The sequence below is a fragment of the Pseudomonas parasichuanensis genome (assembly GCF_021601385.1).
In the GTDB taxonomy this organism is placed as follows: domain Bacteria; phylum Pseudomonadota; class Gammaproteobacteria; order Pseudomonadales; family Pseudomonadaceae; genus Aquipseudomonas; species Aquipseudomonas parasichuanensis.
Genome location: NZ_BQHO01000041.1, coordinates 12939 through 37611 on the forward strand (window position 1 = coordinate 12939; position 24673 = coordinate 37611).

Sequence of the window (24673 nt, forward strand, 5' to 3'; positions counted from 1 at the left end):
TATCAGCACAGGAGTAGCTCCATGAAAGTCGTCATCGCCCCCGATTCGTTCAAGGACAGCCTCGACGCTGCCGGTGTCGCCCGCGCCATCGCCAGTGGCCTGGCCCAAGTGTGGCCGCAGGCCACCCTGGTCGAGTGCCCGATGGCGGATGGTGGCGAAGGCACCATGGAGGCCATCGTCGCCGCCAGCCAGGGCGAACAACGCCGCCAGCAGGTACGCGGGCCATTGGGGGCGAGCGTGGAAGCTGCCTGGGGCTGGCTGCCTGAAAGCCGCACCGCGGTGATCGAGATGGCCCAGGCCAGTGGTATCCAGCTGGTCCCCAGCGCCGAGCGCGATGCCTGCCGCAGCAGCACCTGGGGCACTGGCGAGTTGGTGGCTGCCGCCTTGGCGGCCGGCGCCCGGCGCATTGTCCTGGCCATCGGCGGCAGCGCCACCAACGACGGCGGCAGCGGCATGCTGCGCGCCCTTGGCTTGCGCCTGCTGGATGCACAAGGCCACGCGCTGGCCGAAGGCGGCCTGGCCCTGGCACAACTGGCCCGCATCGACGCCAGCGGCCTTGACCCGCGCCTGGCGCACGTCCAGGTGGAGGTCGCCGCCGATGTCGACAACCCGTTGTGCGGCGCCAATGGCGCTTCGGCGATCTTCGGCCCGCAGAAGGGCGCAAGCCCCGAGCAGGTGCAGGCGCTGGACCAGGCACTGGGCCATTTCGCCGACCATTGCGCGCAGTTGCTGGGCAAGGATGTACGTGACCAGCCGGGCAGCGGCGCGGCCGGTGGCATGGGCTTCGCGGCCAAGGCCTTCATGGGCGCGCAGTTCCGTCCAGGTGTCGAAGTGGTGGCGGAGCTGGCACAACTCGATGCATTGGTGCAGGGCGCTGACCTGGTGATCACCGGGGAGGGGCGTTTCGATGCGCAGACCCTGCGTGGCAAGACCCCCATGGGTGTGGCGCGGGTCGCCAAACGCCATGGCGTGCCCGTTGTGGTGCTGGCTGGCACCTTGGGCGCGGGCTATGAGCAGTTGTATGCGCACGGCATCGACGCCGCGTTTGCCCTGGCCAGCGGGCCGATGAGCCTGGAACAGGCCTGTGCCGACGCGGGCAACCTGCTCAAGGCACGGGCAGGGGATGTTGCACGGCTGTGGCAGGTGGCGCGGCGCTGAGCCGCACCACCCTGGCCGCACTCAGGCGCGCGGCAGGCGCCCGCTGACGAAGTGCGCCACATCGTTGAAGCCGGGCGTGGAGGCATGGCCCGGGGTCACCAGCGAATCGATGAAGGCTTCGTCTTCGGCGGTGACCTTCACCTCCAGGGCACCGGCGTAGGTGTCCCACTGCGCCTCGGTGCGCGGCCCGACGATAGCCGAGCTGACCAGGCGGTTGTTCAGCACCCAGGCAATCGCGAACTCGACGATGCCCACGCCCTTGGCCTCGGTATAGGCGTGGATCTTCTGGGCGATGCCCAGCGACTCCTGGCGCCATTCCACTTCCATGATCCGCTTGTCCTGGCGCCCGGCGCGGCTGCCGGCGTCTGGTACGGAGCCGGGGGCATACTTGCCGCTGAGCACGCCACGGGCCAACGGGCTGAACGGCACCACACCCAGGCCATGGTAGGCCGCTGCGGTCAGCTGCTCGGGCTCGGCCTGGCGGTTGACGATGTTGTACAACGGTTGGCTGACCACCGGCTTTGCCACGCCGAGCTTGTCGGCGACGTTGCAGATCTCGGCGATGCGCCAGCCGCGGAAGTTGGACACGCCCCAGTAGCGGATCTTGCCTTGCGCCAGCAGGTCGCCGATGGCGCGCACGGTCTCTTCCAGCGGCACGCTGTGGTCTTCGCGGTGCAGGTAGTAGATGTCCAGGTAGTCGGTGCCCATGCGCGTGAGCGTGGCTTCGATGGCGTTGAACAGGTGTTTGCGCGACAGCCCGCTGCGGTTGGGCAGGCCATCCACCGGGCCGTAGCCGGCCTTGGAGGCGACGATCCACTCCTGGCGGTTGCGTGCCACCGCTTCGCCGACGATTTCCTCGGAACGGCCGCCGTTGTACACATCGGCGGTGTCGACGAAATTGATGCCCTGGTCCCAGGCCTTGTCGATGATGCGCAGGGCATCTTCGGTACTGGTCTGTTCACCGAACATCATGCTGCCGAGAGTAAGGGCCGAGACTTGCAGGCCGCTGTGGCCAAGGGGGCGGTAGATCATTGCCGGGAATCCTTTGCATGCGATGAGGGTCAGGTGGTTTTACACAGAACCCGGGCACTTTGAAAGGTGCAGGTGCCAGCCTTGCCCTGCTGCGCGGGTTGGTCGATGCTTGACGGTGCGCCAATCGATTACCAGGGAGCAGGCCCATGAAGTCGCAGCGGATCATCGCCATCGCTACCAGTCTCGCCATGCTCGGCACTTCGCCGCTGCTGCTGGCGGACCCCGGCAATGGCCAGGGCAAAGGCAATGCCCATGGCCAGCAGCACGATAAAGCAGGCAAGGGCAAGCCAGACAAAGCCGGCAATGCCTATCACGGCGGGCCTCAGGTGGATATCGGCGGGGTGCGGATCACCCTTGACCGCTACCGTGACTACTGGGCGCCCGCGGCGCCGTTGCCGCCAGGCATCCAGAAGAACCTCGCCCGTGGCAAGCCGCTACCCCCGGGCATTGCCAAGAAACTCGACGGCAGGCTGCTGGGCCAGCTGCCCCATTACGATGGCTATGACTGGCTCCAGGCGGGGGCCGACCTGATCCTGGTGGCTGCTGCCACGGGCTTGATCTACCAGGTGCTGCACGGCGCGCTGGACTGAGTCAGTCTGGCCAGGCATCGATCAGCTCCCGCGCCTCGCGGCTCGACAACGGCCGTTTCATGCGTTGCGACAGCACCGCCATGGCCCGCGCATAGCCCTTGGCGACCACTGCCTCGACCTGGTCGTCGATGCATTGCAGGGCGATGAAATCGCCGTGCTCGGGCTCACCCACGTACTCGATGCGGTTGTAGTGCAGCCCATGCCCGAGCACTTCGAGGGTGCGCCCATGCTGGTAGGTCCAGAAGAACGGCACATCATCGTAGCGGCGCCGCTCGCCCAGCATGTTGGCGGCGGCAATCACCCCGTGTTGCTGGGCCAGGCGCCAGTGCTCGATGCGCACCGGGCGCCCGGCGAGGGGGAAGGTGGCGATGTCGCCGGCCGCCCACAGGCCTTCGGTGGCCTGCAGATGGGCGTCGACCTGCACCGAGCGGTCTTCGCCCAGTTGTAGCCCCTGGAGGCACCCGGTAGCCGGCGTGACGCCGGTGCCCAGCAGCACCAGCGGTGTGGCCAGGCGCTCGCCGTTGGCGAGGATCACTGCCTCGACCCGCTCACTGCCTTCGAAAGCGGCCACTTCGGTGGGGCCATGGAACAGCACCCCCTTGCGCTCGTGCAGTTCGCGCAGGCTGAGGCCGATGCGTTCACCCAGCTGTTTCACCAACGGCACTGGATGGCGGGTCACCACATGCACCTGCAGGCCGTACTTGCGCAGTGCCGACGCCGCTTCCAGGCCGATGAAGCCATCACCGACGATCACCACCGGCTGGCCGGGTTCGGCCAAGTCGAGCAGGCGCGCGGCATCCTCGCGCGAGCGCAGCACGCAGATACCGGGCAATTGCACGCCGGGCAGGTCGGGGCGCTTGGGCTTGCCGCCGGTGGCCAGCAGGGCCGCGTCGTACTTCAGGCGCTGCCCATCGGCGAGGACGATTTCGCGGTTATTGACGTTCAGGCTGCGGACCTTGCCGTGCAGACGCTGCAGTTGCCCCTGGCGCAGCACGCCGGGTTCCAGCAGCGCCGGCACCTCGTCCGGCGGCATCTGCCCGGCGATGACGAATTTGCTAAGGGCAGTGCGATCGTAGGCGTTGGGTTGTTCCTGATCGACCCACACCAGGCGCCCGCCGAAACCATGGTCGAGCAGGGTGGCCACGGCAGCAGACCCGGCAGCGCCAGCACCGACCACCACGAACACCCGCGCATCGCTGTGGCGGGGTGTTGCCGCCAAGGGCAAGGGTTGGTCATCGACCCAGACCTGGCCGTCCTTGATCTTTACCGGATAGCGGCGCAACCCCACCAGTGCAGGTGGCTCGCACACCGCGCCTTCATCGACGGCGAACGCGGCCTTGTGCCAGGGGCAGACCAGCAAGCCGCCGCACACCACGCCTTCCTCAAGCGGCGCGCCTTCGTGGGGGCAGTTGCCCTGGTAGGCGCGCACCTGGTCGCCATGGCGGACCAGGATGACCTCTTCGGTCCCGGCCTGCACGCGCGGGCGGCGCTCGATCTCACAGGCGCCGCACCCCTTGCGTCCTACCCCAGGGGCAAACGCGCAAAGGGTGGTCCCCCTCAATGCGGCGCGCGCGGGATGGTCTTGAGCAGGTCTTCCGGGCTGATATGCCCGACCACCTGGGCCACGGCGCTGCCCGGGGTGGGCAGGTCGATGATATGGCTCTTCATCTTGCCGATCACATGCATCTCGCACGGCTTGCAGTCGAACTTGAGGGTGAGTACTTCATCACCCTGGATCAGCTGCATCGGCGCGACCTTGGTGCGCACGCCGGTGACGCCCTTGGCCTGCTTGGGGCACAGGTTGAAGGAGAAGCGCAGGCAGTGCTTGGTGATCATCACCGGCACTTCGCCGTGCTCTTCATGGGCCTCGTAGGCGGCGTCGATCAGTTGCACACCATGGCGGTGATAGAAGTCGCGGGCCTTCTGGTTGTAGACGTTGGCCAAGAACGACAGGTGCGACTCGGGGTACACCGGCGCCGGCGTGGTCTCGGCCTTGCGCGCGCCACGGGGGTGGGCCTTGACCCGCGCCTCGGTCAGCGCCTCGATGGCTTCGCGGCGCAGGGCCTTGAGCTGCGAGTTGGGGATGAAGTACGCCTGCGGCGCGTCCAGCTCGATGGCATTGGCGTGGTACATGGTGGTGCCCAGCTGGCCGAGCAGGTCGTGCAACTGGTCCAGCGCCTGCTGCGGCTTGTTGGCGGCGCCGAAGGGGCCATCCAGGGCCACCTGCACGCTCACGCCTTCCTCGCTGCTGAGGGTCAGCAACAGGCGCTGCTCGCGCAGCACCGCGTGCCACTCGACACCCACCCGGCGCTCGGCCGAGGTGCGCTGCAGGGCTTGCTGCCAGTTGTGGTCGAGGTTGCGCGACAGCGGGTGGTTGGGGCGCAGCTTGTACAGGCCCTCGGGCATTTCGTTGGGCTCTACGCGGTAGCGGTAGCGCTTCTGGCCGTCGTCCTCGGACTCGCTCTTGAGCTCGGCGATGTTGGCGCGGAAACCCACCACCTCACGTTTGACCAGCACGTTGAGGCCGTCGCCGTTGCTCAGGGGCACGTCGGTCACAACCTGCAGGTCGCGCTTGCCGACTTTCTCCACCACGCCCACCGGCAGGCCGGTGAAGGTCGGCGAGTCGAAGGCGCCGATGTCGATCTTGCGGTCGCTGACGAAGTAGTCGGTGCTGCCGCGGTGGAAGGTCTTGTCCGGGTCGGGCACGAAGAAGTGCTCGGTACGCCCGCTGGAGGCGCGGGCCAGCTGCGGGCGGCCTTCGAGGATGGCGTCCAGTTCTTTGCGGTAGTGGGCGGTGATGTTCTTCACATAGCCCACGTCCTTGTAGCGGCCCTCGATCTTGAACGAACGCACGCCGGCATCGACCAGGTCGGCCAGGTTGGCGGTCTGGTTGTTGTCCTTCATCGACAGCAGGTGCTTCTCGAAGGCGACCACACGGCCCTGGTCGTCCTTGAGGGTGTACGGCAGGCGGCAGGCCTGGGAGCAGTCGCCACGGTTGGCGCTGCGCCCGGTCTGGGCGTGGGAGATGTTGCACTGGCCGGAGAAGGCCACGCACAGCGCACCGTGGATGAAGAACTCGATGGCCGCGTCGGTCTCGCTGGCGATGGCGCGGATTTCCTGCAGGTTCAGCTCACGGGCCAGTACCAGTTGCGAGAAACCGGCCTGGTCGAGGAACTTGGCCCGGGCCAGGGTGCGGATGTCGGTCTGGGTGCTGGCGTGCAGCTCGATCGGCGGGATATCCAGCTCCATCACCCCCAGGTCCTGCACGATCAGCGCATCGACGCCGGCGTCGTACAGCTGGTGGATCAGCTTGCGCGCCGGCTCCAGCTCGTTGTCGTGGAGGATGGTGTTGATGGTGGTGAACACCCGCGCGTGGTAGCGCCGGGCGAACTCCACCAGTTCGGCGATTTCCCTGACTTCGTTGCAGGCGTTGTGGCGCGCGCCGAAGCTCGGGCCGCCGATATAGATGGCGTCAGCGCCGTGCAGGATCGCCTCGCGGGCGATGCTCACGTCACGGGCAGGGCTGAGCAGTTCCAGGTGGTGCTTTGGAAGGGACATGTCGTTATAGGTTCGGGCTGTCACGGTAAGGCGGGCATTGTAGCGGTGAAATGCCAGACGGGGCACCCATGATCTGCTCGATGGAGGTACTTAGGCCCACAGTTAAATGCCTGCGCGACGATCAGGCAGCCTCGAAAGAGGCTGGAGGCCAGGCCAGTCGCAATGCTCATCTGCGCCCAGTGAAGTCGAGCGCGACTCCGACAGTTCCGCGTCTGTTTTCGCCTTGCATGATCGCCGCTCGGCATCGTTTCGTACGAACCCTAGCCTCCGTTGAAAGGGCTAGGAACAAGATCGAACGTTCAAGCCCGCCATTCAGCTAAGCGAGAATGCTAATTTACCTCTTCTGATCGATACCGGCAGCCTCGAGCAACGTTGGAGGGGAGCTCAGGTAACCGCGCATGAGCTGAATACATCAAGATCAATATTTCTCGACGATGCCTCGCGCTCAATGATCCTGACAAGTTGAGCGTTCTGCTCCAAGTTGGAAAATGCTTTGTAGGCAGAAGAAAAATTTTCAAAGGCTATTGTTAGCGTACGCGTAGAACACTGGCTGGCGATACGTAGATGAAAGTCGATGAAATCCTTCAGATTTTCTCGATTAAGTGAGGGGATCAGCTCAATATATTGCTCGGCGGTCGAAATAAGCAAAACCTGCTCGTGTGCAGACGTTTCATCTGGTTGGCTCTTGATTTTATCTATTGCTGCCAATAACGTCATGGGTTCGCCGGTGGGCGGTTTCAATTCGCCTTTCAATGCATGTATTTTTTCGTGAATTGTCGGCGGACTTCCGTAGGGTAGTCTATTTATGCCGGTAGGGTCGCTACGGGCCGCGGTGACCCAGGTGTCGATGAGCGCTTCACCCTTTTCAAATTCGCCATATTCAGTGAAAAATGTACAGATTGAGGTGGCGTCGTAGCTGTCTATCTCATAAAAGTGCGGTTCTATGAGCTTGTGGAAATCCAGTAATTTTTCCCTTGAGAAGCTCTGGCACCATTGGAAGTCCTGAAGAAATTCCTTGACCAGTTCGCTTCTCCTGTTCTTCTCGGAGTTTTTCCGGCGAGGCGCAAGGAATTCAGAAATAGCATCGTGTTGAATTTCACCTGTTCTCAAGTAGTGCGCAATGATCGGCGGGAACTGGTCGCGGAAATAACCAATTTTACTGATAATTTTGCGCCAAGCTGCGTCTTCATCATTTTTTGGCTCAGACTTACCCCAATGAAAATCCTCTATGTATTCCAGTGTAATTCCGCACTCAATTCCCCTGTGATAGGCAGCAATCATGAGTGTAGTGTAGGGAATTATTTGCTCGCACAAGTTCGGTGAAAGCTCCTCCTGCTCGGCAAATAGCGAATTGAGCGATGTTATGATTTTTTTCAAGATCCTGATGTTGCTGATTTCAAGCTGAGCGGCGGCTTTCTTGGCGGTTTTCAGGTAATTTTTATTGTTACCTGGGCAGGCAATGGCGAACGCTTCGTCCGAAGTCGGGGATAAGGAAAACTCAGTATCTATCACCTTCTCTCGAAGCGTCTGCCATGTAGCATTGTCGTCCAGTTTCTGAGTGTTCAGTACCAGAAGAAAGCGCGTGCTGTATTTTTCCGAAAATTCATTGATAAACCCGAGAAGCTCATCGGCCTCGAAGGACTTATGTTTCCTTTCGATGTCGTCAATTAGGATCAATTTATTGCGAGTGAACGTTGGCAAGGCCAGTAGGTGAGCATCCCCGGCGTCGATGCCTGTGAATTTCTTAAGAGCTCCTTTAGCGAAGGAAAGCACCTCATTAACTGTGGTGCCTGCGCCATCCATGCCACTGTCGAGGTAGCTCTGCAAGAGCCTCATTTTTAGATCCTGAATTGATTTTGCGCCGAATGCCGTCACCTCAATTATGCCGGGCCGCAAAGACGGTTTTATGGTATCCCACAAGTGTGTTTTGCCTGTGCCCCAAGGACCGGAAAGGGCAATTACCTTGTGCTCTTTGTTCTTCAGCGCTTTAGTCAAAGCACGCGTGGCTTGTTCTATTGATAATGACATCTCGCATCCTTGTGGGTTGCCGAATTTTTGGAACTGATTAGCCCTTGGCCGCCATCGCTGTCACTTCCACTTTCATGCCTTCGACGGCCAGGGACGCCACACCAACTGCGGCACGCACCGGCCAAGGCTTGCTGAAGAAGCGCTGGTACACCGCGTTGAACGCCGGGCGGTCGGCCATGTCGGTGAGGTAGATGGTCAGGTGCAGCACCCGGTCCATCGAGCTGCCGGCGCGCTCCAGGGCTACCTTCAGCGCCTGCAGGGTGCATTCGCTCTGGGTGGTGATGTCGCCCAGCTCAAGGCTGCCGTCGGCGCGGGTGGGGATCTGGGTGCTGACCAGCACGCCGTTGTACTCGGCCACGTCGGACGAGATGGAATCGGCGTCCGGGTCCGGGGTGAAGATGATGCCGTCGTTTGCCATGGAATGTTCTGCCTTGCACGGGAGGAAAGCCCGCAAGCCTACGCGAGCGTCAAGGGCGGGTCGAGCCATGGCCGTGGTCGCGCGGATTTGATAAGCGCGGCGGCCCACGGCAGAATCGCGCCCCGACCCGGCCGCAGGCGCCGGGCCCTGGTGGCGATCGAAGAGGCAACCGTTGAACCAACACACATTGTCCACCCGCCTTGAGCGGGTGGCGGCGCATATCCCGGCCGGGGCACGGCTGGCTGACATCGGCTCGGACCACGGCTACCTGCCGGTGGCGCTGTTGCGCCGTGGCGCGATCGCCGCGGCGGTGGCCGGTGAAGTGGCGTTGACGCCGTTCCAGGCCGCGCAGCGCACCGTGCGCGAGAACGGCCTGGAGGCCCAGGCCACCGTACGCCTGGCCAGTGGCCTGGCGGCCATCGAGCCGGCAGACGGGATCACTGCCGTGAGCATCTGCGGCATGGGCGGCGAGACTATTCGTGACATCCTCGAGGCCGGCAAGCAACGCTTGAGCGGCAAGGAGCGGCTGGTGTTGCAGCCCAACGGCGGCGAGCAGCCGCTGCGCCAGTGGCTGATGGACAACGACTACCGCATCCGCTGCGAAGAAGTGCTGCGGGAGAACCGCTTCGACTACGAGATCATCGTTGCCGAGCGCTGCGAGGCGGTCGTCTATAGCGCCGAGCAGCTGTATTTCGGCCCTTTGCTGATGCAACAGCGCAGCCCGGCATTCCTGTTCAAGTGGCAGCGCATGCTGCGCCAGAAGCAGCAGACGCTCGATAACTTCGAGCGTGCCCGCCAGCCGGTGCCCGAGGACAAGGTGCAGGACATAGCCCGTCAGGCCCGCTGGATCAGCGAGATGCTGGCCGCCGCCTAGCGCGGGTTGGCCACGCTGGCCGGCACTTTGAGCACCAGCAGTCCCCCGAGCACAATTGCCACCGCCAGCACCTGCAGCGCAAGGCCCGGGCTGTTGGTGGTGTCGCGCATCCAGCCGATCAGGTAGGGCGCGAGGAACGAGGCGATGCTGCCGAACGAACTGATCATGGCGATCCCCGCCGCCTGGGTATTGCCCGCCAGGAACGCCGGGGGCAGTTGCCAGAACATCGGCAGTGCGGCACTGGCGCCCATCCCGGCCACCACCAGGCCGCCCATCACCAGCAGCGCATTGCCCGGTGCCAGGCCGGCCACGGCGATCCCGGCGGCGGCCATCAGCAGCGGTACACACAGGTGCCAGCGACGCTCGCGGTGGCGGTCCGACGAGCGCCCGCAGCCGAGCATGAACAGGCAGCCGGCCAGGTAGGGCACGGCGCTCAGCAGGCCGACCTGGCCATCGCTGCCGATGCCGGCGCCATGGATCAGGCTGGGCATCCAGAACGCCAGGGTGTTCACCGCCAGCATCACCGCAAAGTACACTGCCACCAGCAGCCATACCTGGCCGTTGCCCAGCAAGCCCGCCAGCGAACTGACCGGTTTGCGCTGTTCCTCGCCGTCCAGTTCCGCGCGCAGGGCGCTTTTCTGTTCGGCGCTGAGCCAGCTGACCTGCTCGAAGCTGTCTGGCAGCCACTTGAGCACCACCAGCCCCAGCAGCACCACAGGCAAACCTTCGATCAGGAACATCCACTGCCAGCCGCGCAGGCCGCCGTGGTCATGGAAGGCTTGCAGGATGCCGCCGGACAGCGGCCCGCCGACCACCCCGGCCAAGGGCACGGCGATGGCGAACAGCGCGGTCACCTGGGCCCGGCGCCTGGCCGGGTACCAGCGGTTGAGTACCACCAGGATGCCGGGGAAGAAGCCTGCTTCGGCGACGCCGAGCAGAAAGCGCAAGGTGTAGAAGCCGGCCGCGTCCTGCACCCACAGCATGCCGGTGGACAGCAGGCCCCAGACCACCATCAGCGTGGCGATCCAGCGCCGCGGCCCGACCCGGTCCAGGGCCAGGTTGCTGGGCACGCCGAACAGCGCGTAGGCCACGAAGAACAGGCCGGCACCCAGGCCGTACACCGTGTCGGAAAAACCCAGGTCGGCGCTCATCTGCATCTTGGCGAAGCCGATGTTGATGCGGTCGAGGTGGGCGAACAGGTAGCACACCAGCAGCAGCGGCATCAGCCGCCAGGTGATGCGCGCGTGGGTGGCGGCCGGTGAATGGGCGGGCAGGGCAGCAGCGGTTTCGATCATGATCGGCTTCCGGAACGTTCTTGTAGTTGTTCCGGATGATCATGGGGCGACGCGGCAGGTGGGCAAATGCACTTTGGGCAAGACGGCTGGTATTTTTCCCGGCCGTTTACGCAGGCGTTACAGCTGCGAGCAGTTACCCATTTCGCGGTAGTCGACCTGGCGGGTCTGGCCCTGGTGGTCAACGTAGACCATGTGCGCGGTGCCCACCTGGCAATCGGCGACGTTGCTGGCCGGGGTGATCGAGATGACCTTGGCCACGTCCAGCGGCATGCCGTATTCGTAGCTGCTGCTCACGGGCTGCTGGGTGGCGCTGTCGGCGAGGGCGCCGAACGAGGCGAGGGTGGCGGACAGGGCGAGAAAAGCGATCGAACGTTTCATGACAGGCTCCTCGTTTTCGGGATGTGTCCATGATCCATTCATTGGTGTTTCACAATAAATGGGCTAACCCGTGATAGATTCCTGCCTTTCATGTATGAATGAGAGCCCACCTCATGGACATGCTGCATGCGATGCGCACCTTTGCCCGGGTAGTGGAATGCGGCAGTTTCGCCGCCGCCGCGAATGCCCTGGACATCTCGGCGGCGCAGGTGTCGCGGATCGTCGCGGAGCTGGAAAACCAGCTGCAGACCCGCCTGCTGCACCGCACCACCCGGCGCCTGCGCATGAGCGAGGCAGGTGAGCGCTTTCTTGAGCGTTCGCGGCAGATCATGCTGCTCACCGAAGAGGCCATGGACGAGGCCCGTGGCGCACACCTCACGCCCCGCGGCCGGCTGCGCTTGCACTGCACCCATGGCCTGGGCCTGCTGATGATGCCGCTGGTGGCGCGCTACAACGCCTCGTGCCCGGAAGTGGTGATGGAATTGACCCTGTCGCAGCGCAACCCCGACCCGCTGGCCGAGGGGCACGATGTGGTGATCGCCATTGGCCAGGGCTTGCCCGATTCGCAGCTGATCGCCATCCCGCTGGGCAGCATTCACAGCATTCTTTGCGCCTCACCCGACTACCTGGCTCGGCATGGCGTTCCCAAACAACCGCAAGACTTGCATGAGCATGTTTGCCTGCGCACGGTCGATCCACTGTTCGAAGAGGACTGGACCTTCGGCAAGGCCCCGGAAAATTGCGTCATCGTGCCCCAGGATACCTTCCTCACCAATGTTGCCGACGCGATGGTCAAGGCCACCGAACTGGGCATGGGGGTGGGGCTGCTGCCGTACTACTCGGCCAGTCAGGCCATGCAGGAAGGGCGCCTGTGCCGGTTGCTGGCCCCATACCGGCTGCGCCAGCGGGAGATCTATGCGATCTACCCGTCGCGGCATTACCTGGATGCCAAGGTGCGCACCTGGATCGACTATCTCAAGGAGCAGCTGCCGTTGCTGTTTGCCGAGCACCAGCGGGTGGTGGATAAGGCGCAGTACTGGCGGTAGGGCGGCTAGATGCAGCCCTTGCGTAGCTTTTCTGTAGCAGCGGCCTTGTGCCGCGAATGGGCTGCGCAGCAGCCCCGGCAGATTAGCGGGTAACGCAAAAGCCTTGGGGCCGCTCTGCGGCCCTTTCGCGGCACAAGGCCGCTCCTACAACGAAGATGTGAGCCCACTGATTGGGCGTTGGGGATCAGTGCCCATAACGCCCCACCAGGCTCTGCGCCCCCAGCGCATGGCCCCGCAGCGCCTCCAGCAACCCTCGATGGTCCATCTCCCCGGGCAGGCTGCCAGGGGCCAGATCGGTGGCGATCAAGGTGAGCACATAGTGGTGAGGATTATCGCCGGCCGGCGGACAAGGCCCGCGATAGGCCATCGCGCCATGGGAGTTGAGGCCCAGCGCAGCCACCGGGCTGCTCTGGCCACCCGCACCTTCCTCCAGCCCGCCGGCCGCCGGGTCGATGTTGTAGGCCAGCCAGTGCACCACCCCCAGGCCTTTGCCACCGTCGGGGTCGAACATCACCAGTACCAGCGAGCGGGTGCCTTGCGGCAGGTTAGTCCAGCTCACTTGCGGTGATTTTTCCTCGCCACTGCCACAGGCAGTGGCCGCGCCCACCTGCTGCAGCGCGATCACGCCACCGTCGGTGAACGACGCCGAGCTGATGTCCAGGGCGGGGCTGTGGTTGACCGAGGCGGCGAATGCCCCCATGGGCAGAAGGGCAAGCAGCAACCAGTGCCTGAGGTTCATGCCGAGTCTCCAGGGCAGGGGCGTCGTTCAGCAGTGTAGCCAAGGCCGGTCAACGGCTGTCCTGATCCTCGGCAGTGCCTCCGGTGTGCCCGGCACCGCTTCCGGTAGCCTCACCGGTACTGTTCGATCCACCGGCAGCCCCGTCAGCCGCATCAGAATTGGTGCCGGTGTCGCTGCTGTCGTTGTCCTTGCCGCCGCCGGGGTTGTTGACGCTGCTGCCGTCACCGGCGGTGGAGCCTCTGGGTTGATCACCTTTGCTGCTTTCGTTGGTCTGCGGCTGGCCACCGTAGGGATCGGACGCAGCGTAGCTGGTGGCCGAAACGATGCCCAGCGAAAGGCAGAGGAGCAGGGCGAGCGGGCGTACGCGAACCATGGTGAGTCTCCTGTCGGATGAACTGTCATGGATTCGGCTGCCAAAACGCGGCCAGGGTGCCCCTCGGGCGACGGGCGGTAAACCAAGGGGCCGCAGGCGGCCCCGGTTGCATCAGTGGCTTTCGCTGCGCGCCTGATGAGGCGCCGCCGCGCTGTTGAGCGCGTCCAGGGTCGGGTGCTCCTGAGCGGCATGCATCAGGTCCTCGGTCACTCGCAGCTCGGCGCCGGTGGGCGAGAAGGTTGTGGCCGCGGTAAAGGGGGCCGGGTGCTCGGGTTTCGGGCGCTTGCCACGGCGCCAGAGGAAGAAACCGACCATCGCCAGGTTGATCACGGCGAAGGCCCAGAACAGCCCGACTTCGCCGTACGAGGTCATCATCGGCGAGATCGTCAACGGCGCCATGGCCGAGCCCAGCGAGTTGATCAGCAACAGGCCCTGGATCATCGGCACCAGGGCATCGGCCGGCGCGCGGTCGGCGGCGCTGCTGACTGCCACCGGGTACAGCGCGAACACGCCGCCACCGAGCAGGAACAGCAGGGCCGGCAACAGCACGGTGTCCACCGGCAGCACCACGATCAGCAGCGACAGCACGGTACACATCGCCGCCAGGGCAATCAGTACATCCTGGCGGTCCTTGCGGTCGGACCAGCGCCCCACCGGGTACTGCAGCAGCATGGCGCCGAGAATCACCCAGGCCATCATTTCGCCGACCTCGCCCACATCCAGCCCGACCCGTTGCAGGTACAACGGCAGCAGGGCATAGATCCCGGCAATCGCCACCCCCGAGCCAAAGCAGCCGACCAGCCCGGTAGGCGCCACGCCCAGCAGCTGGCGCGGCTTGAGCGGCTCGACCTGGTCGAGCAGGGGCGATACCCGCGGCAGGATCACGATCGGCAGCACCGACAGGGTGGCGAGCATGCCGGCCAGCATGAACGGCGCGGTGTCGCCCCAGCTGGTGATCTCGCCCAGGGCCGCCTGGGCGATCACCCCGGCGCCGTAGAAGGCGATCATGTACAGCGCCAGCAGGCGGCCACGGATCTTGGCGTCGCCGGCCAGCAGCAGCCAGCTTTCGATCACCAGGAACACGCCGACGGCGGCCCAGCCGTTGAGCAGGCGCAGGATCGACCACCAGGTGGTGTCGTAGAACAGGCCCTGCAGCAGGATGGTTGCGCCGATCAGCGCGGCGAAGCTGCTGTAGGCGCGGATATGGCCGATGCGCAGGATCAGCCGGTCGTTGACGATTGCGCCGAGGGTCAGGCCGATGAAGTAGGCCGAGGACACCACGCCGATGGTGGTCGCCGATTCGCCGGCGGCGTCCAGGCGCAGGGTGGTCAGGGAAGACATGAAGCCATTGCCCAGGGCAATGATGAACAGGCCGAGCAGGGGTGCCAGCGCCATCGCCAGCAAACGCGGAGACATACGTACCTCAAGGTTGGAAGAAGCCGAGCTGTGCCTTTCTGCGCTGCGTGCACGGGTGCGACCTGGGCAAGAGTCAACCGCTGGACCTCAAGGGGGAGGCCGGGCGGGGGCGGTTGAGCCTGTAGCACATGCGCGATGTGGCGAGAGGCGCGGACGCGGTCCTTGCGGGCGGTGGCCACCGGGTGGGTGCCGGGCGAAAAGGAGGCGGGATTTTACGGGCTGTGGCGGATTTGCCAAGAGGGCGTTGGCTGCGACGAGAGGCCGCAGGCCCAAGGCTATGTGCTCAGTACGCGTTTGCCCCAGAAAATATATCGAGTAATTGACATTAACAATCGATAGTAAATTCATGTTTTTAAAGCGTTATATCTTTCTAGAATTTACTTTAACTGTTGGCGCCTGCGCATTGGCCTGGGGCGCAGCTGCACAAGTGCGCATAATGCGCGGCAGGTTTTTCAGGGAGATCCTACGCAATGCTGGCCTCGTTGTTCGCTGTCCTGGCCCCCGTGTTCATCGTCGCCGGTATCGGCTACATCTGGGCCCGCCGTGGCCTGGACTATCCGACCGAATTCATTGCGCGGGTGGTCATGACCGTCGGCACGCCGGCGCTGGTGCTGTCCACGCTCAATCGCACCCAGCTCGATCCCGGCGCCTTCACCAGCATGGCCTTGGCTTGCGTGCTGTGCATGCTCGGCATGGCGCTGACCGGCTACCTGGTATGCCGCCTCAGCGGCCGGCACTGGCGCGTGCTGATGCCTGCTTTCATGTTCCCCAACACCGGTAACATGGGCCTGCCGATCAGCCTGTACGCCTTCGGCGAACACGGCCTGGCACTGGCGGTAGCGTTCTTCCTCACCTTGTCGATCTTCCAGTTCACCCTGGGCATTGCCATTGCCGGGGGCGCCGCTTCGTTCAAGGCGCTGCTGCGCAACCCCATCGTCATCAGCCTGGCCGGCGCCATGCCGCTGATCTTCCTCGATATCGAACTGCCACGCTGGCTGGCCAACACCGCCGACCTGCTGGGCGGCATGACCATCCCGCTGATGCTGCTGACCCTTGGTGTTTCGCTGGCCAGCATTCGCCCGCAGCACATCGGCAGCGGCCTGTTGCTGGGCGGGTTGCGTATCGTACTGGGGGCGGCAGTGGGCTGGGCGGTGGGTACCGCGCTGGGGCTCCAGAGCCTGGAGCGGGCGGTGCTGGTGGTGCAGTCGTCGATGCCGGTGGCGGTGTTCAACTACCTGCTGGCGGTGCGGGCCAACCGCGAACCCGAGCAGGTGGCCAACCTGGTGATGTGCTCGACGCTGCTGTCGTTCGTGTGGTTGCCGGCCGTGTTGGCGTGGTGGTTGTGAGGGCCGGAGTATCTCCGGCCCTCGCGGGCATCAGCTGCAAGGCTTGCTGTTGAGTGCATCGCCCTGGCGCGGCGCTTGCGCCTGCGATTGGGCGTGGGCATCGCGCTTGGCGACGGCCTCGGCCTGTTGCTGGCGTTGCAGAGCCAGCTGCTCGTTGCGCGCTTGCAGACGCTCGGCGCCGCCTTCGGCGAAGGCTGAGGTGACCGAGGTGGCGGCCAGCAGGGCGAGGGCGAAAGACAGGGATTTCATGGGGTGACTCCATCGTTGAACCGGAAAACCGGCCGCGAGGCGGCCGGGGCGGGGCAAGGATGGCGAATGCGGATTTTCTGAGGATTAACCGGAGTCTCGAGTGCGCCGGGCCGCTGCGCGGCCTTTCGCGGCACAAGGCCGCTCCTACAAGTAAGCGCGATTTCCTGTAGGAGCGGCCTTGTGTCGCGATAGGGGCGCGTAGCGGCCCCAGCGTTCCTTGCCACTTAATTGGCCAACGGTTGCTGCACCCAACCTTGCTCGGTCAACGCCATGTTGGCGGTCGTCTGGAACGGTTGACGGCTGCTGTCGAACGCCTGGCCCAAACCTTTCACGCTGGCCTGCACCGTTGCATCGCCAGCCCATGCGGGAAGCTCGCTGACGCTGTAGCGATACGTTACCTTCGATACCGTTTTGCCAGCCTGTTCGGTCGGCGCTGTGAACTGCTCGATGGCGGTGACCCGCGCCTTGCCGAAGCACAGCCCACCGACCTTGCTGTTACCTGTGTCGGCCTTGTAGTACTTGCGGCCCTCATCGGTCAGCTCATACGCGTAGTAGATGTCGGTGCGCGCCGCCTGCCACAGGCGGGCAGGGACTTCAGTGCGGGCAATCTCTTTCTCGCTGACCACGCCCACCTGGGCCAGGGCATGCAACGCCTTGTTGTTGCCGTCGACGTCGAAATCGCGGGTGCGGGCAGGGAAGCTGCTGATCACGAAACAATGCGGGTACTGGCTGTCGAGCCAGGTTTGCGCGGCCTGACGCAGGCCGGCCTCGGTGGCTTGCCGGTCATCCGAGCAGCCGAGCAGGGTTGCCAGCAGGGCCAGTGGTACGAGCTTCCTGTCCATCGTGGGGCTTCCTTGAGTTGCCATGGTGCGGATAGAACGCCGGCCCGGGCCAGCGACGACGGGATTAAAACCCGCGCGCCAGAGCGGCTGCAATCGTGGCCAGTGGACATGCCGGCACAGCGCCCGGCAAATCGCCGAGGCTCATCCATACTGCTCTGATCCGCCACGGCAGCGCCGCGGCATCCAGGGGTTGGCACAGGGGAGCAGGCGATGGCCAAGGCTGCGGGCAAGAAAAACAAGGGCAATGACGCCGCGAAACTCGGGCGCAAAGACTACGAAAACGAACTGAAGAAGCTGCACGTGGAGCTAGTCAAGCTGCAGCAGTGGGTGGTGGAGAAGGGCCTGAAGGTGTGCATCATCTTCGAAGGCCGAGATGGTGCCGGCAAAGGCGGCACCATCAAGGCCATCACCGAGCGCGTCAGCCCCCGGGTATTTCGCGTGGTGGCACTGCCGGCGCCGACCGAGCGGGAAAAAACCCAGATCTACGCCCAGCGCTACCTCACCCATTTGCCGGCCGCCGGTGAAGTGGTGATCTTCGACCGCAGCTGGTACAACCGCGCCGGCGTCGAGCGGGTGATGGGGTTTTGCACGGATGAGCAGGCGCACAAGTTCCTCACCGTGGTACCGATGTTCGAGCGGATGATGGTCGAGTCGGGGATCATCCTGCTCAAGTACTGGCTGGAAGTCAGCGCCGAAGAGCAGACCCGCCGCCTGCAGGACCGCATCGACGACGGCCGCAAGCTGTGGAAGCTGTCGCCCATGGACCTCAAGTCGTACAACCGCTGGGACGACTACACCCGCGCCCGCGACGACATGTTCGCCGCCTCCGACTCGTCCTGGGCGCCGTGGTTCATGGCCCGCTCCGAGGACAAGCGCAAGGCGCGGCTGAACATCATCAGCCACCTGCTGCAGCAGGTCCCGTACAAGGACCTCAGCCACAAGCAGAAGATCGAGCTGCCCAAGCGCGGCAAGATCGGCAAGTACAAGTCGCAGCCTTACCCGTTCAAGATGGTCGGCGAGCGCTTCTGAAACCCGGGCCCGGGCGGGCCTCAGGCCCTGTCCAGCGCTTCCAGCCGCCCGTCACGCCCCAGGTGATAGCGTTGCAGGTCCTGCGCCAGGGTCAGGTGGCCGCTGTAGTGCGCCATGGCCTCCTCACGCACTTCTGCGATCGAGTTGCCACGGCCGTTGGCCGTGGGCTGGTAGCGGGCACTGAAGTGGGTCAGCACCAGGTTCTTCACCCCTGCGGCTTCGGCGAATTGCGCCACCTGCGCCGCGGTGCTGTGGCCGAAGGTGGTCTGGCTGCGTTCGACCACCGGCTGGGTAAAGGTGGCTTCGTGCACCAGCACATCGACGCCCTGGGCCAACTCGGCGAGCAGCTCGGGGCGGTCGTTGTCACCGCAGACGATGATCCGTTGCGGGGGGCGAGTCGGTTGCAGGTAGTCGCGGGGTTCGAGCGATCGGCCTTCATGGGTGACGGCCAGGCCATGGGCCAGTTGCCCCCACAGCGGCCCGGCCGGGATACCGTCGGCCTTCAAGCGCGCGGTATCCAGCCGCGGCGCGGGGTCGCGCTCATCGAGCACGTAGCCCCAGGAGGGCACGCGGTGCGACAGCTCGATCGTGCTCACCTCGACATTGCCGGCGCTGAAGCCTTTGAAGGTTTCCAGCGCCTGCAGTTGCAGTTCGAACGGCAGGAAGGTCTCGCTTACCGCCAGGCTCTGGCGCACCCAGCCAAGCAGGGCATCGGGCAGGACCAGCGGCAACGGCTCCTGGCGCCCGGACATGCCGGCGCTGGCCAGTAGCCCCGGCAGGCCGAAGCAATGGTCGCCATGGACGTGGGTGATGAAGATACCGCGCAAGTCCCGCACGGAAAGCGGGCTGAGCAGCAGCTGGTGCTGGGTGCCTTCGCCGCAATCGACCAGGTACCAGCTGTGGCCTGTGGATTCGATGACGGCGGTGGCGCTGACGTTGCGGGCCTTGGTGGGCACACCAGAGGAGGTGCCCAGAAACTGCAGGTCCATTGCCTGACTCCTTGACGTGACGGCTTTCCTGCCCCGCAGGTAGGGGCGCGCGGAGGCTAGCATGCCAGGCGTGGCGGGAGAAGCTGCACAGGTGCCGTGCAAGCACCTGTGCCTGGGAGCGTCAGGGGTCAGGTGCCGCCGCGGTCGTCACCCACATCGTGATTGGCGCCGTCATCGGCACCGTGGCCAACGCCGTGGGCTTCGCCGGCGTCATGGTTGGCCCCGTCATCGGCACCGTGGCCGACACCGTGCAGGCCACCGGCCGCATGGTTGCCACCATCGTCGGCGCCATGGCCGCCTGCCGAACCGCCATGGCCTGAGCCACTGCTGCCACCGCCGTTGCCGTGGCCACCGCCGCCATGCCCACCGCCGCCACTGCCACTGCCACCGCCACCGTGGCCGCCGCCGCCACCACCACCGCCGTCCTTCGCCATGGCGCTTGAAAACGCGCCCAGGTTGTCCGGTTGCAGTGCGGACGATGCCGAGAGCACACCGCCGATGGCCAGCATCCACACGATTTTTTTCAACTGCATAGTGATCTCCGCTCAGCGTTGCCTGCGTTCGCTTGCAGGGAAGGCCACAGTCGGTGGACCTCGGCCGCCGGGGTGGCGGTCCGCCAGTCGTCTGGCAGGGTCCTGGAGCACGATCCTTCGAAGGCCGATGGCCCGTGTCGCGGCGATTGCCGCTTTGGTAGTTGAGCGTAGTTTGTAATACGAAGTTACAAGCGCCGGTTGTCAGGGGTAGTGGTTCGAGGGGTTCTTGACGGGTACCGCGTGGGCGCGAGCAAGGGATTGGCGAGAGCCTTGCAGCGCTCTCAAGATCGAGCGCCGCCCGCGCGGCGCTTCGCGGGCAAGCCCGCTCCCACAGTTTGTTTCGGGCCAATTATGCCTGTGAAAGTACCGGTGCCCGCCTTGGTGCATGTCTTGAGTCATGTGGGGCGGCGGCAACGCCCACGCTGAAACCGCGCCATACCAACAAGGCAGGCCCCGGTACCGGCACAGGAAAGACTGGCCCGAAATAAACTGTGGGAGCGGGCTTGCCCGCGAAGCGCCGCGCGGGCGGCGCTCGATCTCATAGGCGCTGCAACTCTTGCGGCGGACGGCTGCGCGCCCCCATGCAAGGCGAACGCCCAGCCGCAGGACCTTTAAAAGGTATACGCAACCCCAGCCTGCACCGTACGCGGCGCTCCCGGGTACGCATAGGTATTGAACGCGCCTTCGTCATACCCCTTGTTGAACAGGTTCTTCACGTCCAGGTTCAGGCGCACATGCTCGTTGACCTTGTAGTAGCTGAGCAGGTCAACCACGGTGTACTGCTCCATGCTGTAGGTCACCGCCTCGGTCTGGCCATTGCGGTCATCCACGTACTTGAGCCCCACGCCAAGCCCCAGCCCTTTGGCCAGGCCATCCTGGAACTCGTAGGTATTGAGCAGGCTGAAGCTGTTGCGCGGGATGTTGGCCAGGCGTGTGCCGCTGGGCAGGCGGTTGTCCTTGGTCACCTCGGCATCGACGTAGGCATAGCCGCCGATCAGCCGCCACTCAGGGGTGATGTTGCCGGCCACATTGATGTCCAGGCCGCGGCTGCGCACTTCGCCGGCGGCCAGGCTGTAGTTGGCGTCGGCGGGGTCGCGGGTCAGCACGTTCTCCTTGACGATGTGGTAGATCGCCGCGTCGACGCTCAGCTGGCGCTCCAGCGCTTCCCATTTCACCCCCAGTTCGTACGACTTGCCTTTCTCCGGATCGAAACCGTCACCCTGGCGGCTGGCACCGGTATTGGGCTTGAACGAACGGGCGGTGTTGGCATAGACGGCCACGGTGTCGGTCAGGTCGTAGAGCAGGCCGAAACGCGGGGTGACGGCGTTGTCGGCCGCCTGCCAGCCCTTGGCGCCCGGCAGGTAGTTGTCGTAGTCGTGCTCGAATCGCTCCAGGCGCATACCCGCCAGCGCCTTCAGGCGTTCGGTGAGGGCCACCTGGTCCTGCACGAACCAGGCCCAGGTCTTGAGGTTCTCCTGGTCGTGGGTGGTGGTGCGGGTCAGGGCAGGGCGCGGCTGGCCCAGCACCGGGTTGTAGATATCGATCGGGTAGGTGCCGTCGGCGGCCGACGAGCGCTGGATGATCGAGCGGTAGTCGTAATCTTCGTACTCGATGCCGGTCAGCAGGGTATGGCTGAACGCGCCGGTGTCGAAGTGGCCGGTGAGGTTGAGCTGGTAGTCGCGGTCGGTCCAGTCCAGCTTGCGGTAGTTGAAGTTGCGCTGCAGGGTGCGGCCGTCGGCCGGTGCGCCGTTGGCTTCCACGGCGTTGCCCTGCAGGGTGCCGTCCAGCCATTGCATGCCGCCGGCCAGGGTCCAGTTGTCGTTGAGCAGGTGCTCGAAACGCAGCTGGGCCATGTTGTTGTCGTTGTGCAGCAGGTTGTCGCTGCCTTTTTCCCAGATGTAGGTGTCGCGCGAGGCGCTGCCGGTCTGGGTGCTGTAGCGGGTCAGGCCACGGTCGAGGGGGTGGTTGTTACGCATGAAGTCGCCTTCGAAGACGATCCTGGTGCTGTCGTTGACCTGCCAGCTGAGTACCGGGGCGACGTCGTAACGCTCGCTCTGGACGTCGTCACGGAAGCTCTCGCCACCTTCGCCAAGTACGTTCAGCCGGTAAGCCAGGCTGCCGTCCTGGCTCAGCGGGCCAGTGGCGTCGAGGGTTGCACGGTGCATGCCCTGATCGTCCAGCTGGCTGCCCAGGGTGACCTTGGATTCGGGCAAGGGCTGCTTGCTGACTACGTTGAAGGTGCCGCCGGGGTCGCCACGGCCATACAGGGCGGTGGCGGGCCCGCGCAGCACTTCCAGGCGCTCGACGGTGTTGGCGTCCGGGGCGTTGGGGTAGCCGCGGTTGATCGGGAAACCGTTGCGGTAGAACTCGCCCGTGGTGAAGCCGCGCACGGTAAAGGTGGTCAGGCCCTGGCCGCCGAAGTTGTTGGCCCGGCCAATGCCGCCGGCGTAGTCGAGGGCGTCCTGCAAGCGGGTGGCGCCGGTGTCTTCCAGAACATCCTTGGGCACCACGCTGACCGATTGCGGGGTTTCGTGCAGGGCGGTGTCGGTGCGGGTGGCGCTGGCCGAACGGGTGGCGCGGTAACCCTCGACCGGGCCGTCGGCGCGCTCGTAGTCGGCGGCATCGGCATTGATGTTCACGGCTTCAAGCTGAATGCCGGTGCTGGTTTCGAGCGGCGCTGGCGCGGCCCAGCTGAGCATCGGAGCGGCGTGGAGCAGGCACAGCGACACAATCCTGTAACGCATGGGTTCAGGTCCTGGAAAGGGGCACGGGGGAGGGTGTGAAAGCGTCGCGATAGTATCTGGTAACAATTCCCATTACCAGATATTTTGGCATACCACATGCCAATTGTGACGGGCGTGCCAGTTCCATGGGTGCCGGCTAGAACAGCCGTGGCCTTCAGCGAAAACGTCACGCAACTGTCATGTGACGTTACCTAATATGACCTTCTCTGAACCGGGACTCGCCGAGGTCGCTCCGCCGCATGCTCCCCGCCAATCCGCAAAACCCTGAAACCGACCTGCACGGCCTGCTGTATGCGTACCTGTTCCGCCCGGGCCATCCCGGCCGCGAGATCGACTCGGTACAGGCCCTGGCGCACTTGCAGGCGCCACCCGACGGGCAGTTCCTCTGGCTGCACCTGAACCTCGCCCACGCCGCCTGCGAGCGCTGGATGAAGAGCCACCTGGACCTGCCCGACACCTTTTTCGAAACCCTGCGCGAAGGCTCGCGCTCCACGCGCATCGAGCACACCGACAGCGCCTTGCTGGCGGTGGTCAACGACCTGGTGTTCAGCTATGGCGTGATGTCGTCCGACGTTTCCACCCTGTGGGCCTGCGCACGCAGCCGTTTGCTGGTCAGCGCACGCTTGCAGCCGCTGCACTCGGTGGACGAGCTGCGCTCATCGGTAAAGCGCGGCGAGGGGTTCGGTTCGACGGTGGAGTTGCTGGTGCACCTGGTGCGCGACCAGGGCGACCTGCTGACCCGGGTGCTGCGCGAAACCACCTTGAAGATCGACCGCATCGAGGACCAGTTGCTGTCGCTGCGCCTGAGCGACAACCGCGCCGAGCTGGGCAGCCTGCGCCGTGTACTGGTGCGCCTGCAGCGCCTGCTGGCACTGGAGCCGGGCTCGTTGCTGCGGCTGCTGAACCGCCCGCCCGAGTGGTTGCATGAAGAGGATATCCGCCAGTTGCGCGCGTCCACCGAAGAGTTCTCGGTGATCATCAGCGACCTCACCAGCCTGGTCGAGCGGATCAAGCTGTTGCAGGAAGAGATTGCCGCCAAGCTCACCGAAGAGAACAACCGCACCCTGTTCACCCTGACCGTGGTCACCGTGCTGGCACTGCCGATCAATATCATCGCCGGCTTTTTCGGCATGAACGTGGGGGGCGTGCCGCTGTCGGACGACCCCCACGGCTTCTGGGTGCTGGTGGCGCTGGTGGTGACCTTTACGTTGATTGCAGGGCGCTGGGCGTTTCGCAAGCGGGGCGATTACTGAGCCTGGCTTGCGGCGCTGCCTGCAGGGCCGGGCGGCCGTAGAACAGCAAGGCGGTGAACCAGCTGGTCAGCCAGACGAAAATCCCGGCCCAGAAGGTGTGCGACATGTAGTGCCAGCCCTGCAACACGCGGGTGGTGCCGTAGAACATCCCGATCAGCAGGATCGCCACCAGTAGCTTGCGCGCATGCTGCCAGCGGTGGCGCAGGGCGATGAAGTACAGCGCCAACAGGGTGAAACCACTGGAAGCGTGGCCGCCGGGCCAGCAACGGCCGGGGCCTGCGCGGTCCAGGCCGTTGAACTGGTCGAACCATTCGTAGCGCGCTTCGGTGCCGCCATACAGGGTGGTTTCCACCGGGCAGTACACCCCGGTGTGGCTCTTCAGGTAGTGGATGACCATGGTGCACAGGCCGAACGCCACCACCACGAACCACAGGTCGCGGCGGTAGCGGGTGCTCCAGCGCATCACCGGGGCGATGCGCACGGCATCCAGCAGGCGGGCGGCCCGGGCCGAGCGTGAGGCCAGTGGCCACAACAGCGACAGCATTACCCCGATCACCGCCAGTTCGCCGGTCCAGTCCGGCAGGATCCGCGGCCACTTGTGGGTGAGTTTTTCGAACAGCGCATTGTGCGCGAAGACGAACTGCCCGTTCGCGTCGAGCAGCAGGTTGCTGATCCAGCGGTCCAGCTCGGTCAGGTCGAACAGCACGAACACCAGCACCGCCAGCAGTAGCGGGAAGGCCAGGTTGTTGAGGTAGAAGCGTGTGCGCGTGGAAAACGGCATGG

The 24673-nt window shown here is 64.7% G+C and carries 23 protein-coding genes; 7 read left to right on the forward strand and 16 right to left on the reverse strand.

Going from position 1 to position 24673, the window contains the following annotated elements:
- Positions 1-21: 21 nt before the first annotated feature.
- The gene (locus L6D77_RS24045) at positions 22-1158 is read left to right on the forward strand and encodes a glycerate kinase (RefSeq protein WP_232884688.1); all 1137 of its coding nucleotides are present in this window, start codon (positions 22-24) and stop codon (positions 1156-1158) included.
- Between the two features lie 21 nt (positions 1159-1179).
- Here L6D77_RS24045 and L6D77_RS24050 read toward each other — a convergent pair whose 3' ends face one another.
- Positions 1180-2190, reverse strand: a complete 1011-nt coding sequence (locus L6D77_RS24050) for an aldo/keto reductase (protein ID WP_232884687.1) — start codon at positions 2188-2190, stop codon at positions 1180-1182.
- Positions 2191-2336: 146 nt separating this feature from the next.
- On the opposite strand from L6D77_RS24050, the gene L6D77_RS24055 reads away from it, so the two are divergent.
- The gene (locus tag L6D77_RS24055) at positions 2337-2780 is read left to right on the forward strand and encodes an anti-virulence regulator CigR family protein (RefSeq protein ID WP_232884686.1); all 444 of its coding nucleotides are present in this window, start codon (positions 2337-2339) and stop codon (positions 2778-2780) included.
- Between the two features lies 1 nt (position 2781).
- Here L6D77_RS24055 and L6D77_RS24060 read toward each other — a convergent pair whose 3' ends face one another.
- The 4 genes from L6D77_RS24060 to L6D77_RS24075 all read right to left on the reverse strand — a co-directional run bounded on the left by L6D77_RS24060 (position 2782) and on the right by L6D77_RS24075 (position 8784).
- Positions 2782-4275 (reverse strand): FAD-dependent oxidoreductase, encoded by a 1494-nt coding sequence (locus L6D77_RS24060; protein WP_236170186.1) that lies wholly within the window; start codon positions 4273-4275, stop codon positions 2782-2784.
- A gap of 62 nt (positions 4276-4337) precedes the next feature.
- Positions 4338-6338 carry a peptidase U32 family protein gene (locus L6D77_RS24065; protein WP_232885496.1) on the reverse strand — a complete coding sequence of 667 codons (2001 nt, stop codon included), beginning with the start codon at positions 6336-6338 and terminating at the stop codon, positions 4338-4340.
- 384 nt (positions 6339-6722) lie between these two features.
- Complete coding sequence (locus L6D77_RS24070; RefSeq protein WP_232885495.1) at positions 6723-8366, reverse strand: KAP family NTPase; 1644 nt, start codon at positions 8364-8366, stop codon at positions 6723-6725.
- A gap of 37 nt (positions 8367-8403) precedes the next feature.
- Positions 8404-8784 (reverse strand): RidA family protein, encoded by a 381-nt coding sequence (locus L6D77_RS24075; RefSeq protein WP_232885494.1) that lies wholly within the window; start codon positions 8782-8784, stop codon positions 8404-8406.
- A 172-nt stretch (positions 8785-8956) separates the two neighbouring features.
- Between L6D77_RS24075 and L6D77_RS24080 the strand changes: the two genes are divergently transcribed.
- A complete protein-coding gene (locus tag L6D77_RS24080; RefSeq protein ID WP_309295661.1) occupies positions 8957-9658 on the forward strand; it encodes a tRNA (adenine(22)-N(1))-methyltransferase in 702 nt (233 codons plus the stop codon).
- Here L6D77_RS24080 and L6D77_RS24085 read toward each other — a convergent pair.
- Both L6D77_RS24085 and L6D77_RS24090 read right to left on the reverse strand, forming a co-directional pair.
- Positions 9655-10953, reverse strand: a complete 1299-nt coding sequence (locus L6D77_RS24085; RefSeq protein ID WP_232885493.1) for an MFS transporter — start codon at positions 10951-10953, stop codon at positions 9655-9657. The two genes, L6D77_RS24080 and L6D77_RS24085, sit on opposite strands and share 4 nt — an antisense overlap.
- A 117-nt stretch (positions 10954-11070) precedes the next feature.
- Positions 11071-11331, reverse strand: a complete 261-nt coding sequence (locus tag L6D77_RS24090; protein WP_232885492.1) for a DUF2790 domain-containing protein — start codon at positions 11329-11331, stop codon at positions 11071-11073.
- 113 nt (positions 11332-11444) lie between these two features.
- On the opposite strand from L6D77_RS24090, the gene L6D77_RS24095 reads away from it, so the two are divergent.
- Positions 11445-12377 carry a LysR family transcriptional regulator gene (locus L6D77_RS24095; RefSeq protein WP_232885491.1) on the forward strand — a complete coding sequence of 311 codons (933 nt, stop codon included), beginning with the start codon at positions 11445-11447 and terminating at the stop codon, positions 12375-12377.
- A 184-nt stretch (positions 12378-12561) separates the two neighbouring features.
- On the opposite strand, the gene L6D77_RS24100 is transcribed toward L6D77_RS24095, so the two are convergent.
- The 3 genes from L6D77_RS24100 to L6D77_RS24110 all read right to left on the reverse strand — a co-directional run bounded on the left by L6D77_RS24100 (position 12562) and on the right by L6D77_RS24110 (position 14905).
- On the reverse strand, positions 12562-13116 hold the full coding sequence (locus tag L6D77_RS24100) for a YbhB/YbcL family Raf kinase inhibitor-like protein (protein WP_232885490.1): 555 nt from the start codon (positions 13114-13116) through the stop codon (positions 12562-12564).
- A gap of 49 nt (positions 13117-13165) precedes the next feature.
- Positions 13166-13489: a hypothetical protein gene (locus tag L6D77_RS24105; RefSeq protein ID WP_232885489.1), complete on the reverse strand. Its 324-nt coding sequence runs from the start codon at positions 13487-13489 to the stop codon at positions 13166-13168.
- Positions 13490-13600: 111 nt separating this feature from the next.
- Positions 13601-14905 carry an MFS transporter gene (locus L6D77_RS24110; protein WP_232885488.1) on the reverse strand — a complete coding sequence of 435 codons (1305 nt, stop codon included), beginning with the start codon at positions 14903-14905 and terminating at the stop codon, positions 13601-13603.
- 470 nt (positions 14906-15375) lie between these two features.
- Between L6D77_RS24110 and L6D77_RS24115 the strand changes: the two genes are divergently transcribed.
- Positions 15376-16251, forward strand: a complete 876-nt coding sequence (locus L6D77_RS24115; RefSeq protein WP_232885487.1) for an AEC family transporter — start codon at positions 15376-15378, stop codon at positions 16249-16251.
- Between the two features lie 30 nt (positions 16252-16281).
- Here L6D77_RS24115 and L6D77_RS24120 read toward each other — a convergent pair whose 3' ends face one another.
- Entirely contained in the window at positions 16282-16500 is a 219-nt protein-coding gene (locus L6D77_RS24120; RefSeq protein WP_232885486.1) for a hypothetical protein, read from the reverse strand.
- A gap of 224 nt (positions 16501-16724) precedes the next feature.
- Entirely contained in the window at positions 16725-17342 is a 618-nt protein-coding gene (locus L6D77_RS24125; protein ID WP_232885485.1) for a hypothetical protein, read from the reverse strand.
- Positions 17343-17552: 210 nt separating this feature from the next.
- Between L6D77_RS24125 and ppk2 the strand changes: the two genes are divergently transcribed.
- Entirely contained in the window at positions 17553-18371 is an 819-nt protein-coding gene (gene ppk2, locus L6D77_RS24130; RefSeq protein ID WP_232885484.1) for a polyphosphate kinase 2, read from the forward strand.
- Between the two features lie 20 nt (positions 18372-18391).
- Here the strand turns inward: ppk2 and L6D77_RS24135 are convergent, their stop codons facing one another.
- From L6D77_RS24135 to L6D77_RS24145, 3 genes are all read right to left on the reverse strand, one after another.
- Positions 18392-19360 (reverse strand): ribonuclease Z, encoded by a 969-nt coding sequence (locus L6D77_RS24135; RefSeq protein ID WP_232885483.1) that lies wholly within the window; start codon positions 19358-19360, stop codon positions 18392-18394.
- Positions 19361-19488: 128 nt separating this feature from the next.
- The gene (locus L6D77_RS24140) at positions 19489-19893 is read right to left on the reverse strand and encodes a hypothetical protein (RefSeq protein WP_232885482.1); all 405 of its coding nucleotides are present in this window, start codon (positions 19891-19893) and stop codon (positions 19489-19491) included.
- A 611-nt stretch (positions 19894-20504) separates the two neighbouring features.
- Positions 20505-22637 (reverse strand): TonB-dependent siderophore receptor, encoded by a 2133-nt coding sequence (locus L6D77_RS24145; protein WP_232885481.1) that lies wholly within the window; start codon positions 22635-22637, stop codon positions 20505-20507.
- A 239-nt stretch (positions 22638-22876) separates the two neighbouring features.
- Between L6D77_RS24145 and L6D77_RS24150 the strand changes: the two genes are divergently transcribed.
- Complete coding sequence (locus tag L6D77_RS24150; RefSeq protein WP_232885480.1) at positions 22877-23890, forward strand: transporter; 1014 nt, start codon at positions 22877-22879, stop codon at positions 23888-23890.
- On the opposite strand, the gene L6D77_RS24155 is transcribed toward L6D77_RS24150, so the two are convergent.
- Positions 23841-24671 carry a phosphatase PAP2 family protein gene (locus L6D77_RS24155; RefSeq protein WP_232885479.1) on the reverse strand — a complete coding sequence of 277 codons (831 nt, stop codon included), beginning with the start codon at positions 24669-24671 and terminating at the stop codon, positions 23841-23843. The two genes, L6D77_RS24150 and L6D77_RS24155, sit on opposite strands and share 50 nt — an antisense overlap.
- Positions 24672-24673 lie beyond the last annotated feature (2 nt).